At 60.9% G+C, this 21,595-nt stretch carries 17 protein-coding genes; 9 read left to right on the top strand and 8 right to left on the bottom strand.

Annotated elements, in window-relative coordinates; translation table 11 throughout:
• Positions 1-14 precede the first annotated feature (14 nt).
• Both F3W81_RS04330 and F3W81_RS04325 read left to right on the top strand, forming a co-directional pair.
• Complete coding sequence (locus F3W81_RS04330) at positions 15-1,022, top strand: GlxA family transcriptional regulator (protein ID WP_226941953.1); 1,008 nt, start codon at positions 15-17, stop codon at positions 1,020-1,022.
• Positions 1,023-1,625: 603 nt separating this feature from the next.
• Positions 1,626-2,291, top strand: a complete 666-nt coding sequence (locus F3W81_RS04325; RefSeq protein ID WP_193082430.1) for an invasion associated locus B family protein — start codon at positions 1,626-1,628, stop codon at positions 2,289-2,291.
• Between the two features lie 92 nt (positions 2,292-2,383).
• Here F3W81_RS04325 and F3W81_RS04320 read toward each other — a convergent pair whose 3' ends face one another.
• The 4 genes from F3W81_RS04320 to F3W81_RS04305 are packed head-to-tail and all read right to left on the bottom strand — an operon-like array spanning position 2,384 to position 6,646.
• Complete coding sequence (locus F3W81_RS04320; RefSeq protein ID WP_193082429.1) at positions 2,384-3,595, bottom strand: beta-ketoacyl-[acyl-carrier-protein] synthase family protein; 1,212 nt, start codon at positions 3,593-3,595, stop codon at positions 2,384-2,386.
• Positions 3,592-3,855 carry an acyl carrier protein gene (locus F3W81_RS04315; protein WP_193083622.1) on the bottom strand — a complete coding sequence of 88 codons (264 nt, stop codon included), beginning with the start codon at positions 3,853-3,855 and terminating at the stop codon, positions 3,592-3,594. The genes F3W81_RS04320 and F3W81_RS04315 overlap by 4 nt, the downstream gene beginning before the upstream one ends.
• A 34-nt stretch (positions 3,856-3,889) precedes the next feature.
• On the bottom strand, positions 3,890-4,981 hold the full coding sequence (locus F3W81_RS04310; RefSeq protein WP_193082428.1) for a UDP-3-O-(3-hydroxymyristoyl)glucosamine N-acyltransferase: 1,092 nt from the start codon (positions 4,979-4,981) through the stop codon (positions 3,890-3,892).
• Positions 4,982-5,017: 36 nt separating this feature from the next.
• Positions 5,018-6,646: a L,D-transpeptidase family protein gene (locus F3W81_RS04305; RefSeq protein WP_193082427.1), complete on the bottom strand. Its 1,629-nt coding sequence runs from the start codon at positions 6,644-6,646 to the stop codon at positions 5,018-5,020.
• Between the two features lie 328 nt (positions 6,647-6,974).
• Here F3W81_RS04305 and F3W81_RS04300 point away from each other — a divergent pair, with 328 nt between their 5' ends.
• Entirely contained in the window at positions 6,975-7,544 is a 570-nt protein-coding gene (locus F3W81_RS04300) for a YcbK family protein (RefSeq protein ID WP_193082426.1), read from the top strand.
• A 264-nt stretch (positions 7,545-7,808) separates the two neighbouring features.
• Here F3W81_RS04300 and F3W81_RS04295 read toward each other — a convergent pair whose 3' ends face one another.
• Complete coding sequence (locus F3W81_RS04295; RefSeq protein ID WP_193082425.1) at positions 7,809-9,179, bottom strand: aspartate aminotransferase family protein; 1,371 nt, start codon at positions 9,177-9,179, stop codon at positions 7,809-7,811.
• A gap of 350 nt (positions 9,180-9,529) precedes the next feature.
• Between F3W81_RS04295 and F3W81_RS04290 the strand changes: the two genes are divergently transcribed.
• The 3 genes from F3W81_RS04290 to F3W81_RS04280 are packed head-to-tail and all read left to right on the top strand — an operon-like array spanning position 9,530 to position 12,550.
• A complete protein-coding gene (locus F3W81_RS04290) occupies positions 9,530-10,714 on the top strand; it encodes a M24 family metallopeptidase (RefSeq protein WP_193082424.1) in 1,185 nt (394 codons plus the stop codon).
• Positions 10,714-11,877 (top strand): acetylornithine deacetylase, encoded by a 1,164-nt coding sequence (gene argE, locus F3W81_RS04285; protein ID WP_193082423.1) that lies wholly within the window; start codon positions 10,714-10,716, stop codon positions 11,875-11,877. Before F3W81_RS04290 ends, argE begins: the two co-directional genes overlap by 1 nt.
• Positions 11,864-12,550 (top strand): GntR family transcriptional regulator, encoded by a 687-nt coding sequence (locus F3W81_RS04280; protein WP_193082422.1) that lies wholly within the window; start codon positions 11,864-11,866, stop codon positions 12,548-12,550. Before argE ends, F3W81_RS04280 begins: the two co-directional genes overlap by 14 nt.
• A gap of 67 nt (positions 12,551-12,617) precedes the next feature.
• Here the strand turns inward: F3W81_RS04280 and F3W81_RS04275 are convergent, their stop codons facing one another.
• From F3W81_RS04275 to F3W81_RS04265, 3 genes are read right to left on the bottom strand one after another with little or no spacing between them, the layout of a single operon-like run.
• A complete protein-coding gene (locus F3W81_RS04275) occupies positions 12,618-13,148 on the bottom strand; it encodes a chemotaxis protein CheD (RefSeq protein ID WP_193082421.1) in 531 nt (176 codons plus the stop codon).
• Between the two features lie 12 nt (positions 13,149-13,160).
• Positions 13,161-14,210: a protein-glutamate methylesterase/protein-glutamine glutaminase gene (locus F3W81_RS04270; protein ID WP_193082420.1), complete on the bottom strand. Its 1,050-nt coding sequence runs from the start codon at positions 14,208-14,210 to the stop codon at positions 13,161-13,163.
• A gap of 34 nt (positions 14,211-14,244) precedes the next feature.
• The gene (locus F3W81_RS04265) at positions 14,245-17,499 is read right to left on the bottom strand and encodes a methyl-accepting chemotaxis protein (RefSeq protein WP_193082419.1); all 3,255 of its coding nucleotides are present in this window, start codon (positions 17,497-17,499) and stop codon (positions 14,245-14,247) included.
• Between the two features lie 262 nt (positions 17,500-17,761).
• On the opposite strand from F3W81_RS04265, the gene F3W81_RS04260 reads away from it, so the two are divergent.
• The 3 genes from F3W81_RS04260 to F3W81_RS04250 all read left to right on the top strand — a co-directional run bounded on the left by F3W81_RS04260 (position 17,762) and on the right by F3W81_RS04250 (position 21,583).
• Positions 17,762-18,148: a molybdopterin-dependent oxidoreductase gene (locus F3W81_RS04260; RefSeq protein ID WP_226941850.1), complete on the top strand. Its 387-nt coding sequence runs from the start codon at positions 17,762-17,764 to the stop codon at positions 18,146-18,148.
• 63 nt (positions 18,149-18,211) lie between these two features.
• Positions 18,212-20,476 carry an ATP-binding protein gene (locus F3W81_RS04255; RefSeq protein ID WP_193082418.1) on the top strand — a complete coding sequence of 755 codons (2,265 nt, stop codon included), beginning with the start codon at positions 18,212-18,214 and terminating at the stop codon, positions 20,474-20,476.
• 108 nt (positions 20,477-20,584) lie between these two features.
• Entirely contained in the window at positions 20,585-21,583 is a 999-nt protein-coding gene (locus F3W81_RS04250) for a permease (protein ID WP_193082417.1), read from the top strand.
• The last annotated feature ends 12 nt before the right edge of the window (positions 21,584-21,595 follow it).

Below are 21,595 nucleotides of genomic sequence, written 5' to 3'. Positions count from 1 at the left end.
CCATGCCCGAGCCGATGTCCTCGGTCCAGAATTTCACGGTCCCGCTGGACGGGCCAACAACCAAACCGCGCAAATTCATCTTTGTCCTTCTCAACAACTTCTCCCTGCTCTCCTTCGCTTCGGCGCTGGAATGCCTGCGCATTGCCAATCGCATGTCGGGCCGCACCCTCTATACATGGGAGCTGCAGAGCGAGACCGGAGAGATGGTCAGCTGTTCCGGCGGCACGGCCTTCGCCATCGACGCGCCTCTGGGCGAGCTGTCGCGCGACGACACCGTGCTGGTCTGCGCCGGGATTGCCGTGCAGGACGAGACCACGAAGAAGCTGCTGAACTGGCTGCGCCGCGAAGCCCGCAAGGGTCTGGCGATCGGTGGCCTGTGCACCGCCGCCCATGTGCTGGCCCGCGCCGGTCTGCTCGATGGCAAGCGCGCCACCATCCACTGGGAAAACCACGACAGCTTTGCCGAGGAGTTCGAGGAGGTCCTGCTGACCAAATCGGTCTTTGTCGCCGACGGCAATCGCCTGACGACGGCGGGCGGCACTTCCTCCATCGACCTGATGCTGAAACTCGTCGCCGATCATCACGGCGAAGAACTGGCCAATGCCGTCGCGGACCAGCTGATCTATTCTTCGATCCGCACCGATCAGGACACGCAGAGGTTGTCCGTGCCGACGCGCATCGGTGTGCGCCACCCCAAGCTCAGCCAGGTCATCCAGATGATGGAGGCCAATATCGAAGAACCGATCAGCCCCGCCACTCTGGCCCGCGATGTGCTGATGTCGACCCGCCAGCTGGAGCGGCTGTTTCGCCGGTATCTCAACCGCTCGCCCAAGCGCTACTACATGGAGCTGCGCCTGCAGAAGGCCCGTAACCTGTTGATGCAAACGGATATGAGCGTGATCAACGTCGCCCTCTCCTGTGGGTTTGCCAGCCCGTCGCATTTTTCCAAATGCTACCGTGCGCAGTATCAGACCACCCCCTACCGCGAACGCGGCAGTCAGGCCGGGCGGCTGTCGATCTAAAGCGCCCCCCGCAGGCTCGCCGCGCCAGCAACCGCGGTCCCCGGGCGGTTCTACACGCAAATGTTCTTGTATGTGCAAAGACTTGCTTAACACTTTAGTGCTATTGAGAAGGGGTTCAGGATCGTAGTCTCATGAACTTGGACAAACTTCCTCCCTGTCAGACTGGCCGCGCCTCACGGGCGCGGCTTTTTTCATGTCCGGGTGGTCAAAGCGCCTGACGCGCAGGTCAGCGCGCAACCATAGGCTGCAAGCGGGAAACCTCCCCAACTAACATACGGACAAAACGGAATATTTTGCATATTGACGACGGCGCGCAAAGGCCCTAGCCTTCCATGCAATTACAAGTCGGCCGGTCCGACGGGGAGAATAAACGGCGGAAAAGGGGTCTGTACGAGGCCCCTTTTTCTATGGCACGTCTTAGTCCCAATCTGTGCCCCCCGGCGCCTCGGCACAATGCCTGCGCCGCATTTTGTGACCAGACCGGCGGGCCTCCGCCAATCACGGCCTTTCCCTGTAAATTGACCCGCAATCTGCTGTAAAAGGCCTGACACCGTCCGGCCTGCATGGTAAGTCGACGAAAATATTGCAAAGAACGGGAACGTCATGCTCGCAGTCACGAAGTTCACTTCCGCCCTGGCCGTGCTCGGCCTTCTGGCAGGCCCTGCCCTTGCGCAGGATGCCGCGGCCCCCGCGCAGGACACCACCGCGCCAGAGACCACCGCCCCCGCGGCTGAGGCCGCTCCGGCCGACGCCAACAGCACGGGCGGCCTGTCGATGGGCGAAGATCCCAACGCCACGCCGCAGGCCGGCCAGACCTATATCAAGGAAGAGATCGGCGACTGGGCCCTGCAATGCGTCAAGACCGAAGACGGCAAGGACGAGCCCTGCCAGCTCTATCAGCTGCTGCGCGATGACACCGACAACCCCGTCGCCGAAATCGTCCTGTTCCGCGTCTCCGGCGCCGGTCAGGTCGCAGCCGGTGCCAGCGTGATCGCACCGCTGCAAACGCTGCTGCCCTCGGGCGTGCTGCTCAGCGTCGACGATGGCCAGCCGAAGAAATACCCCTTCAGCGTCTGCTCGCGTGTTGGCTGTGTCGCCCGCATCGGCCTGACCGAAGCTGAAGTCAACGCGATGAAGAACGGCAAACAAGCCAATATCGTCATCCGCCCCTTCAGCGCGCCGGATGTTGAGGTCAAGCTGCCCGCGTCGCTGATCGGCTTCACTGCCGGTTTCGACAAGACCAGCCAGATGCCCATCGGCAACCAGTAACGGCCTTCGGGGGCCTCGCGCCCCCACCCCAAACAGAAAACGCCGCCTGCGATCCCCTCGCAGGCGGCGTTTTCAATTCAACCTTGAACGTTTCAGGCGAAGCGGCGCAGCGCCAGCACGGCGTTGAGCCCGCCAAAGGCAAAGGCATTGGACAGAGCGACCTCGACCTTCGCCTCGCGCGCCTCGTTCGGCACCACGTCAAGCGCGCACTCAGGGTCCGGCTCTTCATAGCTGATCGTCGGCGCGATGATCCCGTCGCGCACCGCCATGATGCAGGCCAGCAGCTCGACAGCCCCCGTGCCGCCGATCAGATGACCGTGCATCGACTTGGTTGAGGAGATCATCAGCGTGTCCGCATGACGGCCAAAGGCATCGGCCACAGCCGCGCTCTCGGTCTTGTCGTTCGCCGCCGTCCCGGTGCCGTGCGCGTTGATATAACCCACGTCCGAGGGGTTCAGCCGGGCGTCCTGAATGGCCCCCGAAATCGCCCGCGCAGCGCCCTGCTTGGACGGCATCACGATGTCCGACGCATCCGAGGTCATCGCGAACCCGATCACCTCGGCCAGGATCTCGGCCCCACGTTTTTGCGCGTGCTCCAGCTCCTCGAAGACGAAAACGCCCGCGCCCTCGCCCTGCACCATGCCGTTGCGGTTGGCGCTGAAGGGGCGACAGCCATCCTTGGACATGACGCGCAGCCCTTCCCAGGCCTTGACGCCGCCAAAGCACAACATGCTCTCGGACCCGCCGGTGATCATCACCGGCGACATGCCGGTGCGCACCATCTGGAAGGCCTGGCTCATCGCGTGGTTGGAACTGGCGCAGGCGGAAGACACCGTAAACGTCGGGCCCTTGAGGTTGAACTCCATGCTGACGTGGCTGGCCGCGGCATTGTTCATCAGCTTGGGCACCACGAAGGGATGCACCCGGTTCTTGCCGTCCTCGTAGACCGAGCGGTAATTCTCGTCCAGCGTCGTCATGCCGCCGCCGGAATTGCCCAGAACGGCGCCGGTCTTGGCCGCCAGCTCGCCGGAAAACTCCAGACCCGACTGGCCAATCGCCTCCCGCGCCGCGATCAGCGCGAACATGGTGAAGCGGTCATACAGCACCATCTGCTGACGGTTGAACAACCCTTCCGAGCTGAAGTTCTTGACCTGCGCGCCGATCGTCACCGACAGGCGCTCAGAATCGCGCACGTCCAGTTCGGCAATGCCGCAACGCCCCTCACGGAACGACTCCAGCGTTTCGGCCACATTGTGACCGATGGCATTGATCGTCCCGGCGCCTGTGATGACTACTCTTTTCACGCGTGTTGTTCCGCCACCAGTTTTTCGACGCCCGCGATGATCGAGGCAATGGTCGAGATGTCAAAGTCGCTCTGGTTCGGCTCATTGGCGTTGAAGGGCACCTGAATATCAAAGGCCTCTTCAATGGCAAAGATGCACTCGACCAGCCCGAGGCTATCGATGCCGACGTCTTCCAGGGTGTTGTCCATCGACACGTCGGCGGGCTCAAGCACCGCTTGTTCCGCGATGATTGCGATCACCTTGTCCTTGATATCCGTCATCACCCCGTCCCCCTGTGCTACCTTCAGCGCCGATTTAGTCATTCTCATTTCCCTTTGAAACCGCTTTCTGCAGCTCGGCGACCTGCTTGAACAGGCGCGGCAAACGGCGCAGGGCCTTGTAGGACTCAAGCTGAGTTTCCATTTTCGTGGCCGGATAGCCCATCAGCACCCGTCCCGCCGGAACCGAGCTGAGGATCGTCGTGCCCCCGGTCGCAATCACGCCGTTGCCGATCGAGATATTGTCCGACACACCGACCTGACCGCCCATGACCACGTTGTCCCCGATCGTGACCGAGCCCGCAATCCCCACGAAGGCGGCAAACAGGCAATCGCGTCCGACGATGCAATTATGTCCGACGTGCACATGGTTGTCGATCTTGGTGCCGTCCTTGATCTCAGTCGCGCGGATGGTGCCGGCGTCAATCGTGGCATAGCAGCCGATTTCGACATTGTCGCCGATGATCACCGCGCCGAGCGAATGGATCCGCACCCAGGACTGGGCGTTTTCCTCGACCTCATTGGTAAAGCTCTTGCGGGCCTTCTCGACGTTGTTGACCTCGGGCGTGACGAAACTGAAGCCGTCCGCGCCGATCATGCCGCCGGGATGCAGAGTGAAGTTGGCGCCGATCCTGACCCGGGGGCCGACCTTGGCGCCGACATGCAGCAAGGCGCCCGCGCCCAGCTCGCTGTCGGGTCCGACATAGCACTGCGGCCCGATGACCGAGCCTTTGCCGATCCGCGCGCCCGCCGCAATCACGGTGAACGCGCCAACCGAGACGCCCTCCTCCAGCATCGCCGTGTCGTCAATCGACGCCATCGGGTGGATGCCGGTGGAATAGCCCGGACCTGCGTCCAGCGTTTTGGTGAGCGATGCCATGGCCATACGTGGGCGCGGCGCAATCAGCGCGGCCTCCAGCCCAAGCGCCTGCCAGTCCGCGCCCTCCCACAGGATCGCCATGCGGGCCTGGCTGGTGTGCAGCGCTTCGGCGTACTCCGGCTTCATCGCCAGAGCCAGATCGTCGGGCCCGGCAGAAGCGGGCTCAGCGACGCTGTTGAATGTCAGTTCGGTGTTGCCCAGGGCCTCACAGCCCAGGGCGTTGGCGATGTCTTGAATGCTATGGGCCATCGGGCCACGTCCCCCGTATCAGATACGGGGGCAGGTTTAGCCGCGAACCGGTGCCAGAGTCACCCCCTCAGCGGCAAGCGCTTCCCATATCGCGCGATCACGACCGTACACATCGTCGCGAAACCCGATCTCGCCCTTCGGCGTGGTGACCGCGGTGCGATAGATCAGATGCACCTGGATCGGCGTTTCAAGGTTGACCTGCGTCTCCTTGCCGGAGGCCAGCTTGGCCTGGAAAAAGCTCTTGGGGTCCTTCATCTGCGGCGCCAGCAGCGCATAGGCAAAATCGAACGGGTCCTGCAGACGGATGCAACCATGTGAAAACGCACGACTATCCCGCGCGAACAGGCTCTTGGAGGGGGTGTCGTGCAGATAGATGTTGTTGGCGTTCGGGAACATGAACTTCACCAACCCAAGCGCATTGCTGTTGGAGGGCGGCTGCTTCATCTCGAAGGGAAAGTTGCGGGCGTTGAACTGGCGCCAGTCGACAGCGCCGCGCGGCACCACCTGCCCGTTCCGGTCGATCACATTCAGTTGTGCGGCCGCATTGGGGTTTTGCTGCAACTGGGGCAGATATTCCTTCACCACGATCGAGCGCGGCACGTGCCAGGTCGGGTTGATGATCATGAATTCCATGACATCGGAAAACTCGGGGCTGCGACGGCCCACCTTGTCGGCCCCGATCACGGCGCGGGTCTCGAAGGTCACGCGGTCGAAATCGACGATCTTGGCGCTGAAGTCAGCCAGGTTGACCAGCACATGGCGGTCACCGCGCGGCCGGTTCAGCCAGCGTTCCCGCTCCATCGCGACGATCACCGATTTCAGACGATCCTCGACGCTGGTGTTGATCATGCCCAGCGTGGCCGGCCCGACCACACCATCGATGTTCATGCCCATATCCGACTGATACTGGCGCACAGCCGCTTCGATGCTGGCGTCATAGGTCGAGGTGAACGACACCTTGAGATACCCCATCGCCATCAGACGGTCGCGCAGCGCAATCACCGCACGCCCACTCTGACCGGGCTTCATCGTCTGGGTGGCGGGCACGGTAGGGCCATAGCCGCCGGCCTGCATCAGCCGCTCCATCTGGAACTTCGCCTTCATAAGACGGACGTATTCGGCGTTATGCGGCGGCAGCGAATGCACGAAGGCCAGCGGATCCGCCGACAGGATCCCGTCGAGGTATTGCGAGACATCGCGCAGCGGCACTTCGCGGATGATCTCGGGCACCACCTTGCTTGGCGTCAGCATGCCGGTCTGCAGATCGCGCGCCAGCCGCAGATAGATCCGCGTCAACGCCACATCCAGCACGCCACGCTCCTTGGCGGTACGCGCCGCCCCCATCTGCGCCATCAGCGCATTGGCGTCATAGCGCGACGCGGGCAATCCGTGCAGCGGGGCAAAATCGATCGCCGTCAGCAGCGCTGAGCGTCTGTCGGCCGCCTCAGGCCCTGCCGCAGTCCAGATCGGAGCGAAATCGCGCGCCCGGTAATAGGCCGCAACATCGTCATTCTGCGCAGAGCTCTGCGCGATGGCCTGCGCCTCCAGCGTCACCTGTGCGGTTGCGGGTTGCACGAAACTGCCAGACAGCGCCGCGGCCAGCACGATGGCCCCCAAGCTGGAGGCCAGACGCGGGCGGATCGCACAAAACAGGGGCACTTTCATGCAAAGGTCCTTTCAAAAACACTTGGTCACTTGCTTGAAACACTGATCTGACAAGGACTTGTGGCTGTCCATTCACAAATCGGTATGCCGTGAAACTTCCTGACAAGCGATGTAGGAAGGAAACGTTCTGCAGCCGAAATGGTTCATCACTGCAGTCATTTTGGCGAAAATCCGCCAAAAAAAGCAGATTGCATGGAACCAAATCAATCCTTGGTTTGAGTTTAACCCTCCACATGTCATAACGACCCTGCATCTGGGGATGAGATTGCAAGATCCGCGTAACATCGTGGGTCTGAATTATAACAGGTAAGCGACGGGACAGCGCTAAATGAGCAAGCAAAGCACCGCGATGATATCGCGACGCTCCCTCTTGGGGGCATTTGCGGCAACAGCAGTAATGGCCGCACCGACCTACTCCAAGGCAGCAGGTTTTCTACGAAACGCAGGCGATATCCGCCGCATCAAGATGTACTCAGCGCGCACAGGCGAACATCTGGATCTGGTCTACTGGATCGAAGGCCAGTACCTCACAGACTCCCTGACCGAGATTTCCAATTTCATGCGCGACTGGCGCAGCGACGAGGTCAAGCAGATCGACCTGCGCACTGTCGATATCATGACCGCCGCGCACAACCTGATGGACATCGACGAACCCTACATGTTGCTGTCGGGTTACCGGACACCCAAGACCAACGCCATGTTGCGGTCGCGCTCCGGCGGTGTCGCCAAACACTCTCTCCACATGAAAGCCCAGGCCGCCGATCTGCGCCTCACCTCGCGTTCGGTCAACCAGATGGCCAAGGCTGCGGCATCGTGCAACGCGGGCGGCGTCGGTCGCTACAGCGGCTCGGACTTCGTGCATATGGATTGCGGCGCGGTACGGACCTGGGGCGCCTGATCCCGTGATCTGACACGAGCCACACGAAAGACGCACGAAAGAAGATTGAAAGGCCGCCTCGGGCGGTCTTTTCTTTTGTCCGCACGCTGCGTTAACCCGCGCTCTGCCCCCGAAAACGCACCGCCCGGATACCGTGCAGATACCGACCGGATACCGACGTGCCGTTTTGCCGCTTTTGCCCTGTTAACCAAGGCCCGCAGCGCCAGTCGTGAAAAAAGGGGCGGTGCAGCGCGCACCACCCCTTCATGTCTCGTAAACCTGCCCTCAGCCGAGGACGGATTTGACGGCCTTCTGCATCGCACCAACGATAGTGTCGGCCTCGTCCCGCGTCAGGCACAGCGGCGGCGCAAAGCCCAGGATATCACCCTGCGGCATGGCCCGCCCGATGACGCCCTCAGCCGCCAAGGCCGCCGCGATCTGATAGCCGATCTTCTTGCTCGGATCATAGAAGGTCCGGCTGTCCTTGTCCTCGACGAACTCGACCGCGCAGAGCATCCCTTCGCCGCGCACATCGCCAACATTGGCATGGTTTCCAACGGCTTGGCGCATGGCTTCGTTCAGGTACGCACCCGTCTCCCCGGCGTTTTTCACCAGCCCGAGGCTGTCGATCAGCTTGAGATTGGCCACGCCCGCCGCCGCACCAATGGGGTGCGCCGAGTAGGTCCAGCCATGCCCGATCGGGCCGTTTTCATCGGTGCCTTGCTCCAGCACCTTCCACATCTTGTCGCCGACGATGCTGCCCGACAGAGGCGCATAGGCGCTGGTCAGACCCTTGGCGATGGTGATCAGATCCGGCTTCATGCCGTAGTGATCCGAGCCGAACATCGTCCCCAACCGGCCAAAGCCCGTCACAACCTCATCCGCGACCAGCAGAATATCGTGCTTGTTCAATACCTTCTGGATCGCTTCCCAATACCCTGCAGGCGGCGGCACGATACCCCCAGTGCCCAGAACCGGCTCGCCGATGAAGGCCGCGATGGTGTCGGCACCTTCACGTTCGATCATCGCTTCCAGTTCGGAAACACAATGCGAAACAAAGGCTTCCTCGGACATGTTCATGTCGGCGCGGCGGAAATAATACGGCGCCTCGGTGTGCAGGATCGGCGCACGCGGCAGGTCGAACTTGTTGTGGAACGCCTCCAACCCGGTCAGCGAACCGGTCATCACGCCCGAGCCATGATAGCCACGCCAGCGCGAGATGATCTTCTTCTTCTCAGGAAGGCCGCGGATGTTGTTGTAATACCAGATCAATTTGATGTTGGTCTCATTCGCATCCGAGCCTGAAAGACCGAAGTAGACCTTGCTCATCCCCGCCGGCGCGCGCTCCAGCACCATATGCGCCAGCGTCACGCTCGCCTCGGTGCCATGCCCGACATAGGCGTGGTAATAGGCCAGTTCCTTGGCCTGCTCGGCAATCGCCTCGGCAATCTCGGGACGGCCATAGCCGACGTTGACGCAGTAAAGCCCGGCAAACGCGTCGAGCATCTTCTTGCCATCACGATCCTCGATATAGACCCCCTTGGCGGTCTTGATGATCCGCGTCGGCGTCTCGCCCCGCGCGTGTTGCGCCAGATGAGTCGAGGGGTGGAAGAAGGACTCGCGGTCCCATTTCGCCAGTTGGTCGTTGGTCAGCATCATATGCTCCTTTCTGGCGCCCGGCGGATTGGCGTAGGCGCTGTCTTTCGTTTCTTCTCAGCCGGTTACGCAGGCCGCTTCTTGCTCAGGGCCCGACCGCCGCACCGCGCTTACTGCTCATTCGGCAGGCGACATCGCGTGCGACACAGATCACGATTTCGCTTTCCATGCCTCCCGCCGATCTTGGTTATTGACGTGTGGCTGATGACATTCGCTTATGATGTGCACAACAGCACCCGAGTCGCAAACAGGCAAACCTCTGCCGCCCCATCCTGCTCATGTTATTGCCGGTTCTCCCAAGGCCCTCCGGCACTGTATGCTCAAGATGTGCACAAATCGAAAGAACCGCGATGACCGCCAGTAAGGCCCCCTTCTCCGCCGCCGAATATGACCGGCGTATCCGCATCACCCGCGCCGCCATGGTCGAGGCCGGGATCGATGTGCTTTTCGTCACCAACCCCTCCAACCAGTATTGGCTAACCGGTTACGATGGCTGGAGTTTTTACGTCCACCAGGGCGTCATCCTGTCGCTGGAGGGCGATCCCTACTGGTGGGGCCGGATGCAGGATGCCAATGGCGCCAAGCGCACCGTCTGGATGGATAACAGTCAAATCCTTTACTACGCGGACCGCTACATCCAGTCGACCGACTGCCACCCGATGGAAGACCTCGCCAGCCACCTGCGCATCATGGGCTTCGGCGACAAGCGCATCGGCGTCGAGATGGAGACCTACTTCTACACCGCCAAGGCGCATCAGGTGCTGGTCGAGGGCCTGCCGGATGCGACGATCATCGACGGCTCGACGCTCGTCAATTGGAAACGCCTGATAAAATCCGATGAAGAGCTGGCCTTCATGCGCCGCGCCGCGCGGATTTCCGAGCTGGTGATCGGCCGCGCGATGGAGCTGGCCGAGCCCGGCATGCGCAAACACGATCTCGTCGGCGAGCTGTTCAAGACCGCCGTTCAGGGCGAGGCCGACAGCTGGGGCGACTACCCCGCCATCGTGCCGCTGCTGCCCTCGGGCGAAGACGCCTCAGCCCCGCACCTGACATGGAACGGCGAGGCGCTGAAATCCGGCGAGGCCACTTTCATCGAACAATCAGGCTGTTACCGCCGCTACCACGCGCCGCTGTCGCGCACGATCTTCTTCGGCAAACCGCCGCAATTCATGATCGACGCCTCCGAAGCTCTGACGGCGGGCCTCAACGCCGGGATCGAAGTCGCCCGTCCCGGCAACCGCGCCTGTGACATTGCCCGCGCTCTGGATGTCGAGATGATGAAGGTCGGGATCGAGCGACCCAACCGCGCCGGCTACGCCGTCGGTCTGTCCTATCCGCCGGACTGGGGCGAACACACCGTCTCGATCCGCGCCATGGACGAAACGGTTCTGGAACCCGGCATGACCTTCCACTTCATGCCCGGCCTCTGGATGGATGACTGGGGTCTGGAGACCACCGAGACCATTCTGATCCGCGAAGACGGTGCCGCCGAAACCCTCTGCAACGTCGAACGCAAGCTGTTCGTGAAGGATTGATGAGCGACCTCGACACAACAATCGCGCTGCTGGGGGAGCTTGTCGGATTTCCGACGATCTCCTCCGACAGCAACATGGATGCGATCGCCTTCCTCGCCGGGCATCTCGAACGCGCCGGTGCGCGGGTCGAGGTCCTGCGCGATCCCTCGGGTCAGAAGGCCAATCTCTGGGCAACCTTGGGGCCTGCGGGCGACGGCGGTCTGGTCCTGTCCGGTCACAGCGACGTGGTGCCCGTGGCCGAGCAGGACTGGAGCAGCGATCCCTTCGAGATGGTCGCCCGCGATGGCCGTCTTTATGGCCGTGGCACCTGCGACATGAAGGGGTTTATCGCCGCATGTGTCGCCATGGCGCCTGAATTCGCCGCCCTGCCGCTTACGAAACCGATCCATTTCGCCTTCACCCATGACGAAGAGGTCGGCTGCCTCGGCGGTCGGGCTCTGGTCGAAACCCTGTCACAGCGCGGTCTCCGCCCCGCGATGGCCCTGATCGGCGAGCCGACGCAGATGCAGGTGATCGAAGGCCACAAGGGCTGCTGCGAATATACCGTGCGGTTTTCCGGTGCCGAAGGTCATGGATCGGCGCCCGAGCGCGGCGTCAATGCTGTGGAATACGCCAGCCGCTATATCGCCCGGCTGATGGAGTTGCGCCAAGACCTGATGGCGCGCACGCCCGAAGGTTCGCCCTTTGAGCCGCCTCACACCACGATCAACATCGGGGCCTTGCACGGCGGCCACGCCCATAACGTGATCCCCGGTGCGGCGACTCTGGAGTGGGAGATGCGGCCCGTTAACGATGCGGACATGGCCTTCGTGAAGTCCCATATTGCGGCCTATTGCGAGGAGGCTTTACTGCCCGCCATGCGCCGTGTCGCCCCACGCGCCGATATTCTGACCGAAGTGATTGGCGAGGTTGCGGGCCTGATCCCGATGCCTGACAACCAGATGCGCGATCTGATCCAACGCCTGACAGGGGCCAACGGTGCCTCGTGCGTGCCCTTCGGGACCGAGGCGGGATTGTTCCAGCAGATTGGCATCGAGACAGTGATCTGCGGGCCCGGCTCGATAGAGCAAGCGCACAAGCCGGACGAATTCATCGACATCGACCAGTTGGCCCAGTGCCTGGCCCTTTTGCGCAAGCTCGGCGTCGCCCATGGCACAGGATAGCGCGCCCCTGTCGGCGCGTGATCGTGCCGAGCGGATTGAGGAGATTTTGCGCGACCGCATCTGCGTGCTCGACTACCCTCCGGGTATGCGCCTCTCCGAGGCCGAGCTGGCGGAGGAGTTCGGCATCTCGCGCACGCCGCTTCGCCGTGTCCTTGCGCGCCTGGAAAGCGCGCATCTTCTGCACTCGGTGCATGGTGTCGGCACCTTTGTCACCGACCTGGCGGATGAGGAGTTGGACCAGATCTATCGGTTGCGGATCGAATTGGCGCAGCTCGCAGGACGCCTTGATCCCGTGCCGCCCTCGACTGCGCTTCTGACGCAGTTTCGTGACCTTGCCGATCGCGCCATGGCCCTGCAACCGGACCCTGAAACGCCGCGACCTTTTGCGCAGCTGATCATGGACTTCATCCTGGCCCAGTCGCAACTCTGCGCGAACAAGCCCCTGATGGAGGTCACTCAGCACCTCTACTTTCAGACGGCCCGGATCTGGGTGCAATCGCTGTTCACATCCTCCCTCGACCTTGCAGAGGAACTGAGTGTTTTCGCACGTGAGGTTGCCGACGTTTTGGCCGCGCTGGAGGCCGGGGATCTCGATGCAGCGGCTTCGATCCATCGCACACATATCTCGCTCAGTTATCGCAGGATGCGGGCGCGGCGCGAAACGGGCGCGTGAAATCCGCCGTCACATCGGCTGCAGCGTTTCTTCCTTTGATCTGGCCGGACATTCCTCGTGCGCAAATTCAGAAAAGCTCCACGCCGTTGCGTTCTGGCGGAGCCTGGCGCACGGGTTCCACAGGTTCGGGCGCGCTCGCCACGGTGCGCTGCATGACGCGTCCTTCTGAGGGGAAAAAGCGGATCTGGCGCGCTGAAACGCCGCCCAAACTCTTGCCGAGGCAAGGAATGCCCTCTCGTTCCAGGTATTCAACGACGAAACTGGCGTTTGTATTCCCAACGTCAGAGAGTCCCGAGATCATGCGCGCGCCGCCAAATATCTTTGCATTCAGTCGGTTGCGATCCGCGCCCAGACGTACCAATCCGTTGATAAGCAGCTCCATGGCATTGACCCCGGCATAGTCGCTGACGCCGCCAGCGGTTTGAGACCGGGCCAAAAGAATGTGGTTCATGCCGCCAACTTTACGGACAGGATCCCAGATGCAGGTGGCGATGCACGACCCAAGTATGGTCGTGATGACACCACCCTCAATCTCCGAAACCGCATATTCACCCTGGGTGATATTGATATTCGGGCCTCTATCAGCAGCTCTTTTCACATCGTACTCCCGTCATGCCCTGCGCGTCTCACAGCTTGCACATATTGCTCTTGCGATATCCTGAAGAGGTAACTGCTGGTCCAGAATTCCCATATCCGCCGCAGCCCGAGGCATTCCGTAAACAACGCAGCTGGCCTCATCCTGCCCAATGCAATAGGCACCCTTTTGCTTCAGTTCGCGCATCCCCTCGGCGCCGTCCTTGCCGATGCCTGTCAACAGTACCGCAGTGATGTTTTCGGCAATATCGACGCCTGAGTAGAACAGCTCATCCACCGAGGGAATGTGTCCGTTGCGTTTGGGCGCCTCTATTGCGGTCACTTCAAAAAGTCTTCCATTGCGACGAACCCCGGTATGCGCCAACCCTCCGGGCGAAAGGTAAATATTGCCTTGATCAAGGGAGGTGCCATGGCGCCCCAACTGAACTCTCTGAGGCAAGAGATCATTCAGACGGCCAGCAAAGCTCTTGAGGAACGTTTCGGGCATGTGCTGCGAAATGACAATCGGGGGACAGTCCAAGGGCATCCGCGTCAAGACCGCCTCGACTGCCGCCACCCCACCGGTGGAGGCCCCCATCAGGACGATCTTGCCGTTCCAGCGCGCCATGCTGACCTGCTCAGGCGCGCCTTTGATCACAGGGCCGACCACGCCTGATCCCTTGGCACTTTGACCATGGCGGGCATTTTTGACACTCTGGGTCAGCTTTTGCAAAATATCCGTCGTGAATCCCTCAAGCGGTTTGGACAGCACATCAACCGCCCCAAGGGAGAGTGCTTTGACGGCCTGCTCACTGCCTTTCTGTGTGAGCGAGGAAAACATGATCACAGGCATTGGCCTGAGGCGCATCAGACGCTCCAGAAAGTCCAACCCGCTCATCCGGGGCATCTCGATATCCAGTGTAATCACGTCAGGATTTAGCCGCTTGATCAGATCGCGCGCCTGATAGGCATCGCCTGCGACACCCACAACCTCGATCTCCGGGTCCTTTGCCAGTGCATGACGGATAAGGTTCTGAACCGATGGCTGATCATCCACGATCAGCACTTTGGTGGGGGTCGAGGTCATGTCCTGTCAGCTCCGTTCTCTGGCAAGTTCATCATCAGAAATCCTCCCAGTCGTTTGGATCAGATTTAGGAGCTTGAGCCATCGCGAGATTACCCCGCACCGCAGGCGCGCGGGCCGAGCGAAGCTTTTTCGGGGATGCAGGCCGCATAGTCTCCGTCTTTCCGATTTGAAAGTGGCCGATGGTTTCCGACAGGCTATTGGCCCGTTGCGCCAACGCATGGCTGGCAGAGGTCGTTTCCTCGAACATCGCGGCATTCTGCTGGGTCACATGGTCGATCTGGTTGACCGCCGTATTGACCTGAGCCAGCCCAATGGACTGCTCTTTGCCCGCCTCCGCAATCTCAGCGATGTAACCAGAGATATCGGAAATCGAATTCACGATCTTTTTCAGCGTCTCGCCAGTCACGCCAACCAGTTCCACCCCCCTAGACACATGTTGCCCCGAGACGGAGATCAGCTGGTTGATTTCAGCTGCCGCATTGGCGCAGCGTTGCGCCAGTGCGCGCACCTCCGTTGCGACGACGGCAAAGCCACGGCCAGCTTCACCCGCACGCGCGGCCTCAACCCCCGCATTCAGGGCCAAAAGGTTGGTCTGGAAGGAAATATCATCGATCACACTGATGACCTTGACGATTTCTTTTGACGAAGCCGCAATCTGTGCCATCGCGTTTTCCGCTTCATCCACCACGCTGCCGCTCTGTTCAGCCCGGGTTCTCGCTTCGCTGACAACCTGATTGGCTTTCGCGGCGCCATTGGCGGTTTGCGTGATGTTCGTCGTCAGCTCATCCAGACTGGAGGCTGTCTCCTGCAGGGTCATCGCCTGGCGCTCCGTGCGCACGGACATCTCATCTGCCGCTTTCACGATCTCGGAGGTTTCGTGGTGCATGGCGCCAGTCTCGGCGGAAATATTGCGCATGGCACGGGTCAGATTTTCCAGAGCGTCATTGAAATCCGTCCGCAGCTGTTCGTATTCGGGGGCGAAGGCCACGTTGAGACGCGTTGTCAGATCTCCATTCGAGATATCGCGCATGCCCACGCTGAGGGATTCCACCACAGATTGTTGCGCGGCCTGCATGATCTGCTGGCGCTCCTCGGCCATCCTCAGCTGTGCCTGTGCCGCAGTCACGTCGGAGCCGATCAGCGTGACACCGATCGTATCATTGCGCCGATCGATCACCGGGTAAAATCCACCCTCGACAATCGCATCGCCCTTCGCGTCGCATTTGACGGTAAAGCGCCCTTGGACTGCTGTTCCGGCATGGATCGTGGCAAGAATTGTACCACTATGCTCCGTCTGCGCGTCCAGACTGACCATATCCATGAAGGTCCGGCCAATGATGCGCGACTCGGCCACACCGATCATGGTGGCGAAGTTGCTGTTCACGCGGACAAATCGGCCATCTACATCACATTCGGCCATGATCTGCCCGCTTTCGATAGCACTCAGAACCGAGGTCTTGCGGCGCTCTTCGGTGACATCGGCCCATTCTACGACAAGCCCACCAAATTCACCCTCCGGCCCCCAGACCGGGCTCAGTTCGATCTGAATACGCGCATTTCCAACGCGGATATCGGTGCGAAACGGCATTTTTGAGGGGTCTTCGATCAACCGTCTTATCTGATCCGGCTTGGCATGGAAGAGGTCGATATTGACGCCAATGAGCTTTTCGGGGTCAAAACTTTTCAGAACGGTACGGAATTCCGCGATCTGCTTTTGCATCATCACCTTCACGGCATCGTTCATATAGGTGATGTTGAAATTCTCGTCGGTGATCATCAACGCCGCCGAAGTCGAGACCAGCGCGGCACTCTTGAAAGACATTTCCCGGGTCAGTGCACTGGCACTGGCAAGACGCATCCGCAGCTCTTCCAGCGACCGGCCAATGTCTCCAATCTCGTCGCGGCGGTTTCCGTGGGGCACAGCATGGTCGTAGTCTTCCTTGCTGACCTGTTCGATGCTCTGCTTGATATCATGCAAGGGTCTGGACACCCCAAGAGCGATGAACAACCCGATCGCGGCTGCGACCAGCAGAGTCAGCCCCCCGAAGGTCACGGTGTTGCTCATGAAATTCGAAACCGGTTCAAGGATTTCATTGAGGTTTTTTGAGGCGATGACAATCCACTCTCCGCCAAAGACGTTTGCCGGGGCATAGGCTGTCATCTGGTCACTCAGATCGCTCAACGCCAGGCTTGCAGGATCGTGCAGGATGGCACTCACCCCGGTCAGTGCACCCAGCAGCGGTGACCCCTCAGGCAGAGGGTCATCGTGCCAACCTGTCGCCTCGGTTCTCGCGATACCGTCAGGGCCAATGGCGAAAATCTGGCCCGTCTGGCCAAGGCCCGCACTCTTGCCGATGTTTTCCGACAATGTCGCGATGGTCATTCGATAGGCGATTGCGCCGATGGTCGTCCCGTCCTGCTGACGAACAGGGGCCACCACGAAGGAGGAAGATTCGCCAGCACTGCCATATTTGAAGAAATCGATGAATTCCGGACCCTGAAAATCAGCGTCAGACAGAATACGCCCAACGGCCTGCAAGAAGGCACCGCCCGCGCCGTCGGTCGTCGACCTTGCGAAATCATCCTGTTTTGCGACGGAATAGACCATGTTACCCGAAGCATCGAAAACGTAGACGTCGCGATACGCCCCGCGCTTCATCAGAGATCGAAAGTGATCATGAAACCTGAGATGCGCCCGCGAATAGACCGAACCATCCCCTGCATCCATCAAGTCGAGACGCTGGAAAGCCGGGAAGGTATTGTCGGCAACATAAAGGCGGTAGAGCTTTTCCTGAGCATCCGGCCCCAGCACAGACCAGGCCGCCGAAAAGGTCCGTAAGGCATTGTGCAGCAGTGGGCTGCGGGCCTGCATCATCAGATCTGTTTCCACCTCATCGGACCAATGTTTCAGCGCTTCTCCGCGCGATTGGGCGATATCGAGAAGCTCAGCCTCGCCGCTGTTGATCAGCGTCACTTTGGCAGAGCGATAGGAAAAGACCCCGAGCACCCCCAGCGAAAGTGCGACGATCAAAATGAACGCAGCAGGCAACCTGTATGCGATGCGAATCCTGGAAAGGCCCATGAGTATCCTCTGCATGTCATCCACGGCGCCCGGACATCCGGTGCAGCCCAAATCTGCAGGTTGGTATGAAAGAACAGGCGTGAAGATAGCTTTAATCAGCGCATTCTGATCCGGCAGCACCTTTGCAAATTTCACGAAAATTGCAGACAACACGGCCTCAGAGGCGCGCGTAGGTTGCGCCATCCGCAGCCCCTCCAAGGCACCCATTTTTCTCTAATTTTTGCCTTTTCTCCGCATTTCCCTAGAGGAGCGATAGAGAACCTTAAGGTCTTTGACCTAGCGATTCATGCAGCGGGGTCTTTCTCCGTGAGCACTGCCGGCTTTCACCTGCCGCGCCCGATTGCGCGACAAGGCCGGCCCGTTGAAAGGGACAGACGTGGATCGTTGCAAAAGAACTACATTGATCGGGCTGACCTGCCTCGCTCTCATGCCACTTCCCGGCATCGCCTCCACCGAGGATGTTCTGACCATGACATTGCCCGACGCGGTGGTCGGCATGACGATGGACGAACTGGAGGCCCTGCCGGTGACCGAGTTTGAAACCAGCACCATCTGGACCGAGGGCCCACAGGTGTTTCGTGGCGTGCGTATGGTCGATCTGCTGGCGCATTTCGGCATCGAAAGCGGCACGCTGAAACTGACAGCCGCCAACGATTATTCGATCGACGTGCCTGTAGACAGCTTCACCGACGACGGGGCAATCCTGGCCTATCAGCGCAATGGCCAGACCATGACCCTGCGCACCAAGGGGCCATTGTGGGTGGTCTATCCCTATGATTCATCGCCAAAGTTTCAATCCGAGGTGATCTATTCCAACTCGATCTGGCAACTCGACAGAATGTCCGCAACCGAGTGATCGCTGCGCACTGTGGTCTGTGAACCGCCCGGGACCTCAGCCCGATTTTGACGGGGGGCGAAGATGTCACGTCTCGCAATAAACTCGGCCGGCATGGACACCAGCGTCATCCGGCTTGCGCTCCTGGGCACGATCACGGGTCTCTGCCTTGTTGTCATTGTCTATCTGCTGACAGATGTCCGCCAGAAACTCGGTGAACTTGCATCCTCCCCCACGGACAATATCCAGTGGACCCTGTCGCAGCTTGAGGTCGAATTTCTGGAATTCCAACTCTCCGTGCAGGCGGCAAAGTTGCTTTCGCGCACCAATCCCCTACCGATCGACAGCCCCAATGCAGACCTTGCAGAGCCCCTCAGCCAGTCCCTTACTCACCTCAGAAAGCGCTACGATATCCTCTATAGCCGCCTCGACACCCTGTCGCAGGCAGAACACTATTCCAACGTTCTGTTCAACCCTTCGCTCGGCGACGATTTCGGCACCCTGCAACGCCTTGTCAAGGGTTTCGCGCCCCAGATCGACGGCTCTGACGCCGGGCTGATCGACGCTATGGACACGATGCAACGCGCCCTGACACAAGTTCGCCCCAGCCTTCGCGACATCCTGTCCTACAGCAACCTTGAGTTTGTGGCGCAATCCGACATTGCCCGGCTTGACGTGGCGCATGTGCTGAAACGTCTGGCCTGGGCCAGTTCGGTCTTGCTTGGGGCGCTGACGGCGATGGTGATCCTGTTTCGCTCTCTCGCTCAGGTATCGAAGAAACGGCTGCAGCAGAAACTGGCCGCCTCGGCCCGACTTGAGACGATTTTCAGCACCTCCCGCGATGCCATTCTGGTTCTGGATCCGCGCGGCCGCCTGCGCGACGCAAATCGCGCCGCAGAGGAGATGTTCCAGCTTTCCGAGGGCGAGATTGACGGCCTGCCGGCGGGCACTTTCCTGCGACGGGAAGGCGCAAGTGGTCTGCTGGGGGTCTCGGGTGCCGATCTCTTCCAGTCATGCGCGCAGGGGCCAAAAACCGGCTATCGGCTGCTCGGACGCGACCGCACCGGTTCGTCCTTTCCCGTCGAACTCTCGATGGATGTCAGCAATCGCGCTGGCATCGCCATGCTGGTCTGCGTCGTGCGTGATATTTCCCACCAGGTTGCTTCGGAGGCCGAGCTGACCGCCTCGCGCGATCAGGCGCTGGCGGGAGAACGCGCCAAGGCCCGCTTTCTCGGTGTCATCAGCCATGAGATGCGCACCCCCCTGAACGGTATTCTCGGCACCATTGACCTGATGGCCGAAGGCGATGAGTCTGCCGAAACCTCGACCTATCTGAATGTCGTGCGCACCTCGGCGCAGACGTTGCTGGACCTCGTCAACGACGTCCTCGACATCACCCAGATTGAAAACAGCGACGTGCTGATCAAGCCCGCACCTTTCGACATGGACCAGCTGCTGCAGGACATCCTCGCCAGCGAGACCCCGCGCGCGCGCACTCAGGGCAACAGCCTGCGCCAGAGCGGCGCGAGCCCTCTCGGATGGGCCATCGGCGATGCGACACGGCTGCGTCAGGTGCTGCTCAATCTGGTTTCGAACGCGGTGAAATTCACCCGCAACGGCAGTGTCACGCTCGACTCCCAGCGGCAGGGCGACACGGTCACCTTCAGCGTTCACGACACCGGGATCGGGATGAGCGCCGAGGAAAGCGAGCGCATATTTGAGGATTTCGTCCGCCTCGACGGGGCCATTGCGCTGCAAATTCAGGGCACCGGGCTTGGTCTGGGGATCTCGCGCCACATCACAACCGCCATGCGCGGCACCATCTGCGTGCAGAGCGAGGTGGGCCTTGGCACCACCTTTCAGGTGCGCCTGCCCCTGCCCGCCGTGCAGCAGATTCACCCCGTCCGCGATGTGGATCAGGACGACATCCTCACAGCCCCGCCGCAGCGCATCCTGCTGGTCGAGGACAACCCTACAAACCGCTTCGTTGCCCGCCGGATGTTGGAACGCGACGGCCACAGCGTGACCGAAGCCGAAAATGGCAAGCGCGGCGTCGAGCTCGCTCAGAAGGCGCCCTTCGACATCATCTTGATGGATGTTTCCATGCCGGTGATGGACGGGGTTGAGGCGACTGCGGCCATTCGCGCCAGCCCCGGCCCCTGTCAGCACACTCGGATCATCGCGCTCACCGCCCATGTCGGCGACGACGTGACCGAGAGGCTGCAAGCTGCCGGTCTTGATGACGTGATCGCCAAGCCGATCCGGATTCGCGTGTTGCGCCAGCTGTTGATCGAGGCCAGCTCTGCCGCCGCCCCCCCGACGCCCGGCGCAAGACATCCCGCGTCCTGATCCAGATCAACCACATTCACGCCCGGCTATGCGCAGATGTCCCGCAAGAGGAGATCTCATGCGCCCCACAGTCCTGCCCACACCGCCCCGCCCCCCGGAGACACGGACTTGAGCCTCTTTGGCTGGCTGAATGATCAGCTGCTCAGGATGCAATGGCTGTCGGATCTTGTCACCTCCTCGGTCTCGGCTGTCGGTCTCGACCCCGCCACGCGCCTTGGCGGGTCGGTGCAGTTCTTCGTCTATGACGTGCTGAAGATCTTCCTGCTGCTATCGGTTCTGATCTTCGCAATTTCCTACGTTCAGAGCTTTTTTCCACCCGAACGCACCCGCCGCATCCTCGGGGGCCGTTCCGGCCTCTGGGCCAACACCCTTGCCGCGCTGCTGGGCACCATCACGCCCTTCTGTTCCTGTTCGTCGATCCCGATCTTTATCGGCTTCACCGCAGCGGGCCTGCCTCTGGCCATCACCTTTTCCTTCCTGATTTCCTCGCCGCTGGTGGACCTCGCCTCGGTCATCCTGCTCGCCTCGATCTTCAGCTGGCCGATCGCGCTGGCCTATGTCGCCGTCGGTCTGGTGATCGCCGTGGTGGGCGGCACCCTAATCGGGCGCGCCGGGATGGAGGATCAGGTGGCAGACTTCGTGCGCACCACCCCCGTGAGCGACACCGACCAGAGCATGACCCGCGCCGAGCGTCTCGCCTTCGCCCGCGATCAGGTCACCGAGATCGTGCATCGCGTCTGGCCCTACATCCTGATCGGGGTCGGCATCGGTGCGGTGATTCACAACTGGATCCCCGCCACCACGATCACGGCGCTGCTGGGTCAGGGCAACTGGTGGTCGGTGCCGCTGGCCACGCTGATCGGTATCCCGATGTACGCCGATATCTTCGGCACCCTGCCGATTGCCGAGGCTCTGGTGACCAAGGGGGCCGGTCTTGGCACGGTTCTGGCCTTCATGATGGCCGTGACGGCGCTGTCGCTGCCCTCGATCATCATGCTCAGGCGTGTCGTCAAGACGCCCCTGCTGGTGCTGTTTCTGGTGGTCGTGACCGGCGGGATCCTCGGCATCGGCGTGCTGTTCAACGCCCTCACACCTCTGTTTCTCTGAAAGGAAACGCGT

Origin of the sequence: Pseudooceanicola spongiae (assembly GCF_014899185.1) — a bacterium.
Lineage (GTDB): Bacteria > Pseudomonadota > Alphaproteobacteria > Rhodobacterales > Rhodobacteraceae > Pseudooceanicola > Pseudooceanicola spongiae.
Note: the sequence above shows the minus strand (reverse complement) of the source record. Positions and strands in the feature narration are given on the sequence as shown.

Bases quoted from the DNA above. Each gene is read 5' to 3' on its own strand.
- F3W81_RS04330 (WP_226941953.1), top strand. From the start codon at position 15: ATGTCCTCGGTCCAGAATTTCACGGTCCCGCTGGACGGGCCAACAACC.
- F3W81_RS04325 (WP_193082430.1), top strand. From the start codon at position 1,626: ATGCTCGCAGTCACGAAGTTCACTTCCGCCCTGGCCGTGCTCGGCCTT.
- F3W81_RS04315 (WP_193083622.1), bottom strand. From the start codon at position 3,855: ATGACGGATATCAAGGACAAGGTGATCGCAATCATCGCGGAACAAGCG.
- F3W81_RS04310 (WP_193082428.1), bottom strand. From the start codon at position 4,981: ATGGCCCATAGCATTCAAGACATCGCCAACGCCCTGGGCTGTGAGGCC.
- F3W81_RS04305 (WP_193082427.1), bottom strand. From the start codon at position 6,646: ATGAAAGTGCCCCTGTTTTGTGCGATCCGCCCGCGTCTGGCCTCCAGC.
- F3W81_RS04300 (WP_193082426.1), top strand. From the start codon at position 6,975: ATGAGCAAGCAAAGCACCGCGATGATATCGCGACGCTCCCTCTTGGGG.
- F3W81_RS04295 (WP_193082425.1), bottom strand. From the start codon at position 9,179: ATGCTGACCAACGACCAACTGGCGAAATGGGACCGCGAGTCCTTCTTC.
- F3W81_RS04290 (WP_193082424.1), top strand. From the start codon at position 9,530: ATGACCGCCAGTAAGGCCCCCTTCTCCGCCGCCGAATATGACCGGCGT.
- argE (WP_193082423.1), top strand. From the start codon at position 10,714: ATGAGCGACCTCGACACAACAATCGCGCTGCTGGGGGAGCTTGTCGGA.
- F3W81_RS04280 (WP_193082422.1), top strand. From the start codon at position 11,864: ATGGCACAGGATAGCGCGCCCCTGTCGGCGCGTGATCGTGCCGAGCGG.
- F3W81_RS04270 (WP_193082420.1), bottom strand. From the start codon at position 14,210: ATGACCTCGACCCCCACCAAAGTGCTGATCGTGGATGATCAGCCATCG.
- F3W81_RS04265 (WP_193082419.1), bottom strand. From the start codon at position 17,499: ATGGGTGCCTTGGAGGGGCTGCGGATGGCGCAACCTACGCGCGCCTCT.
- F3W81_RS04260 (WP_226941850.1), top strand. From the start codon at position 17,762: ATGACATTGCCCGACGCGGTGGTCGGCATGACGATGGACGAACTGGAG.
- F3W81_RS04255 (WP_193082418.1), top strand. From the start codon at position 18,212: ATGTCACGTCTCGCAATAAACTCGGCCGGCATGGACACCAGCGTCATC.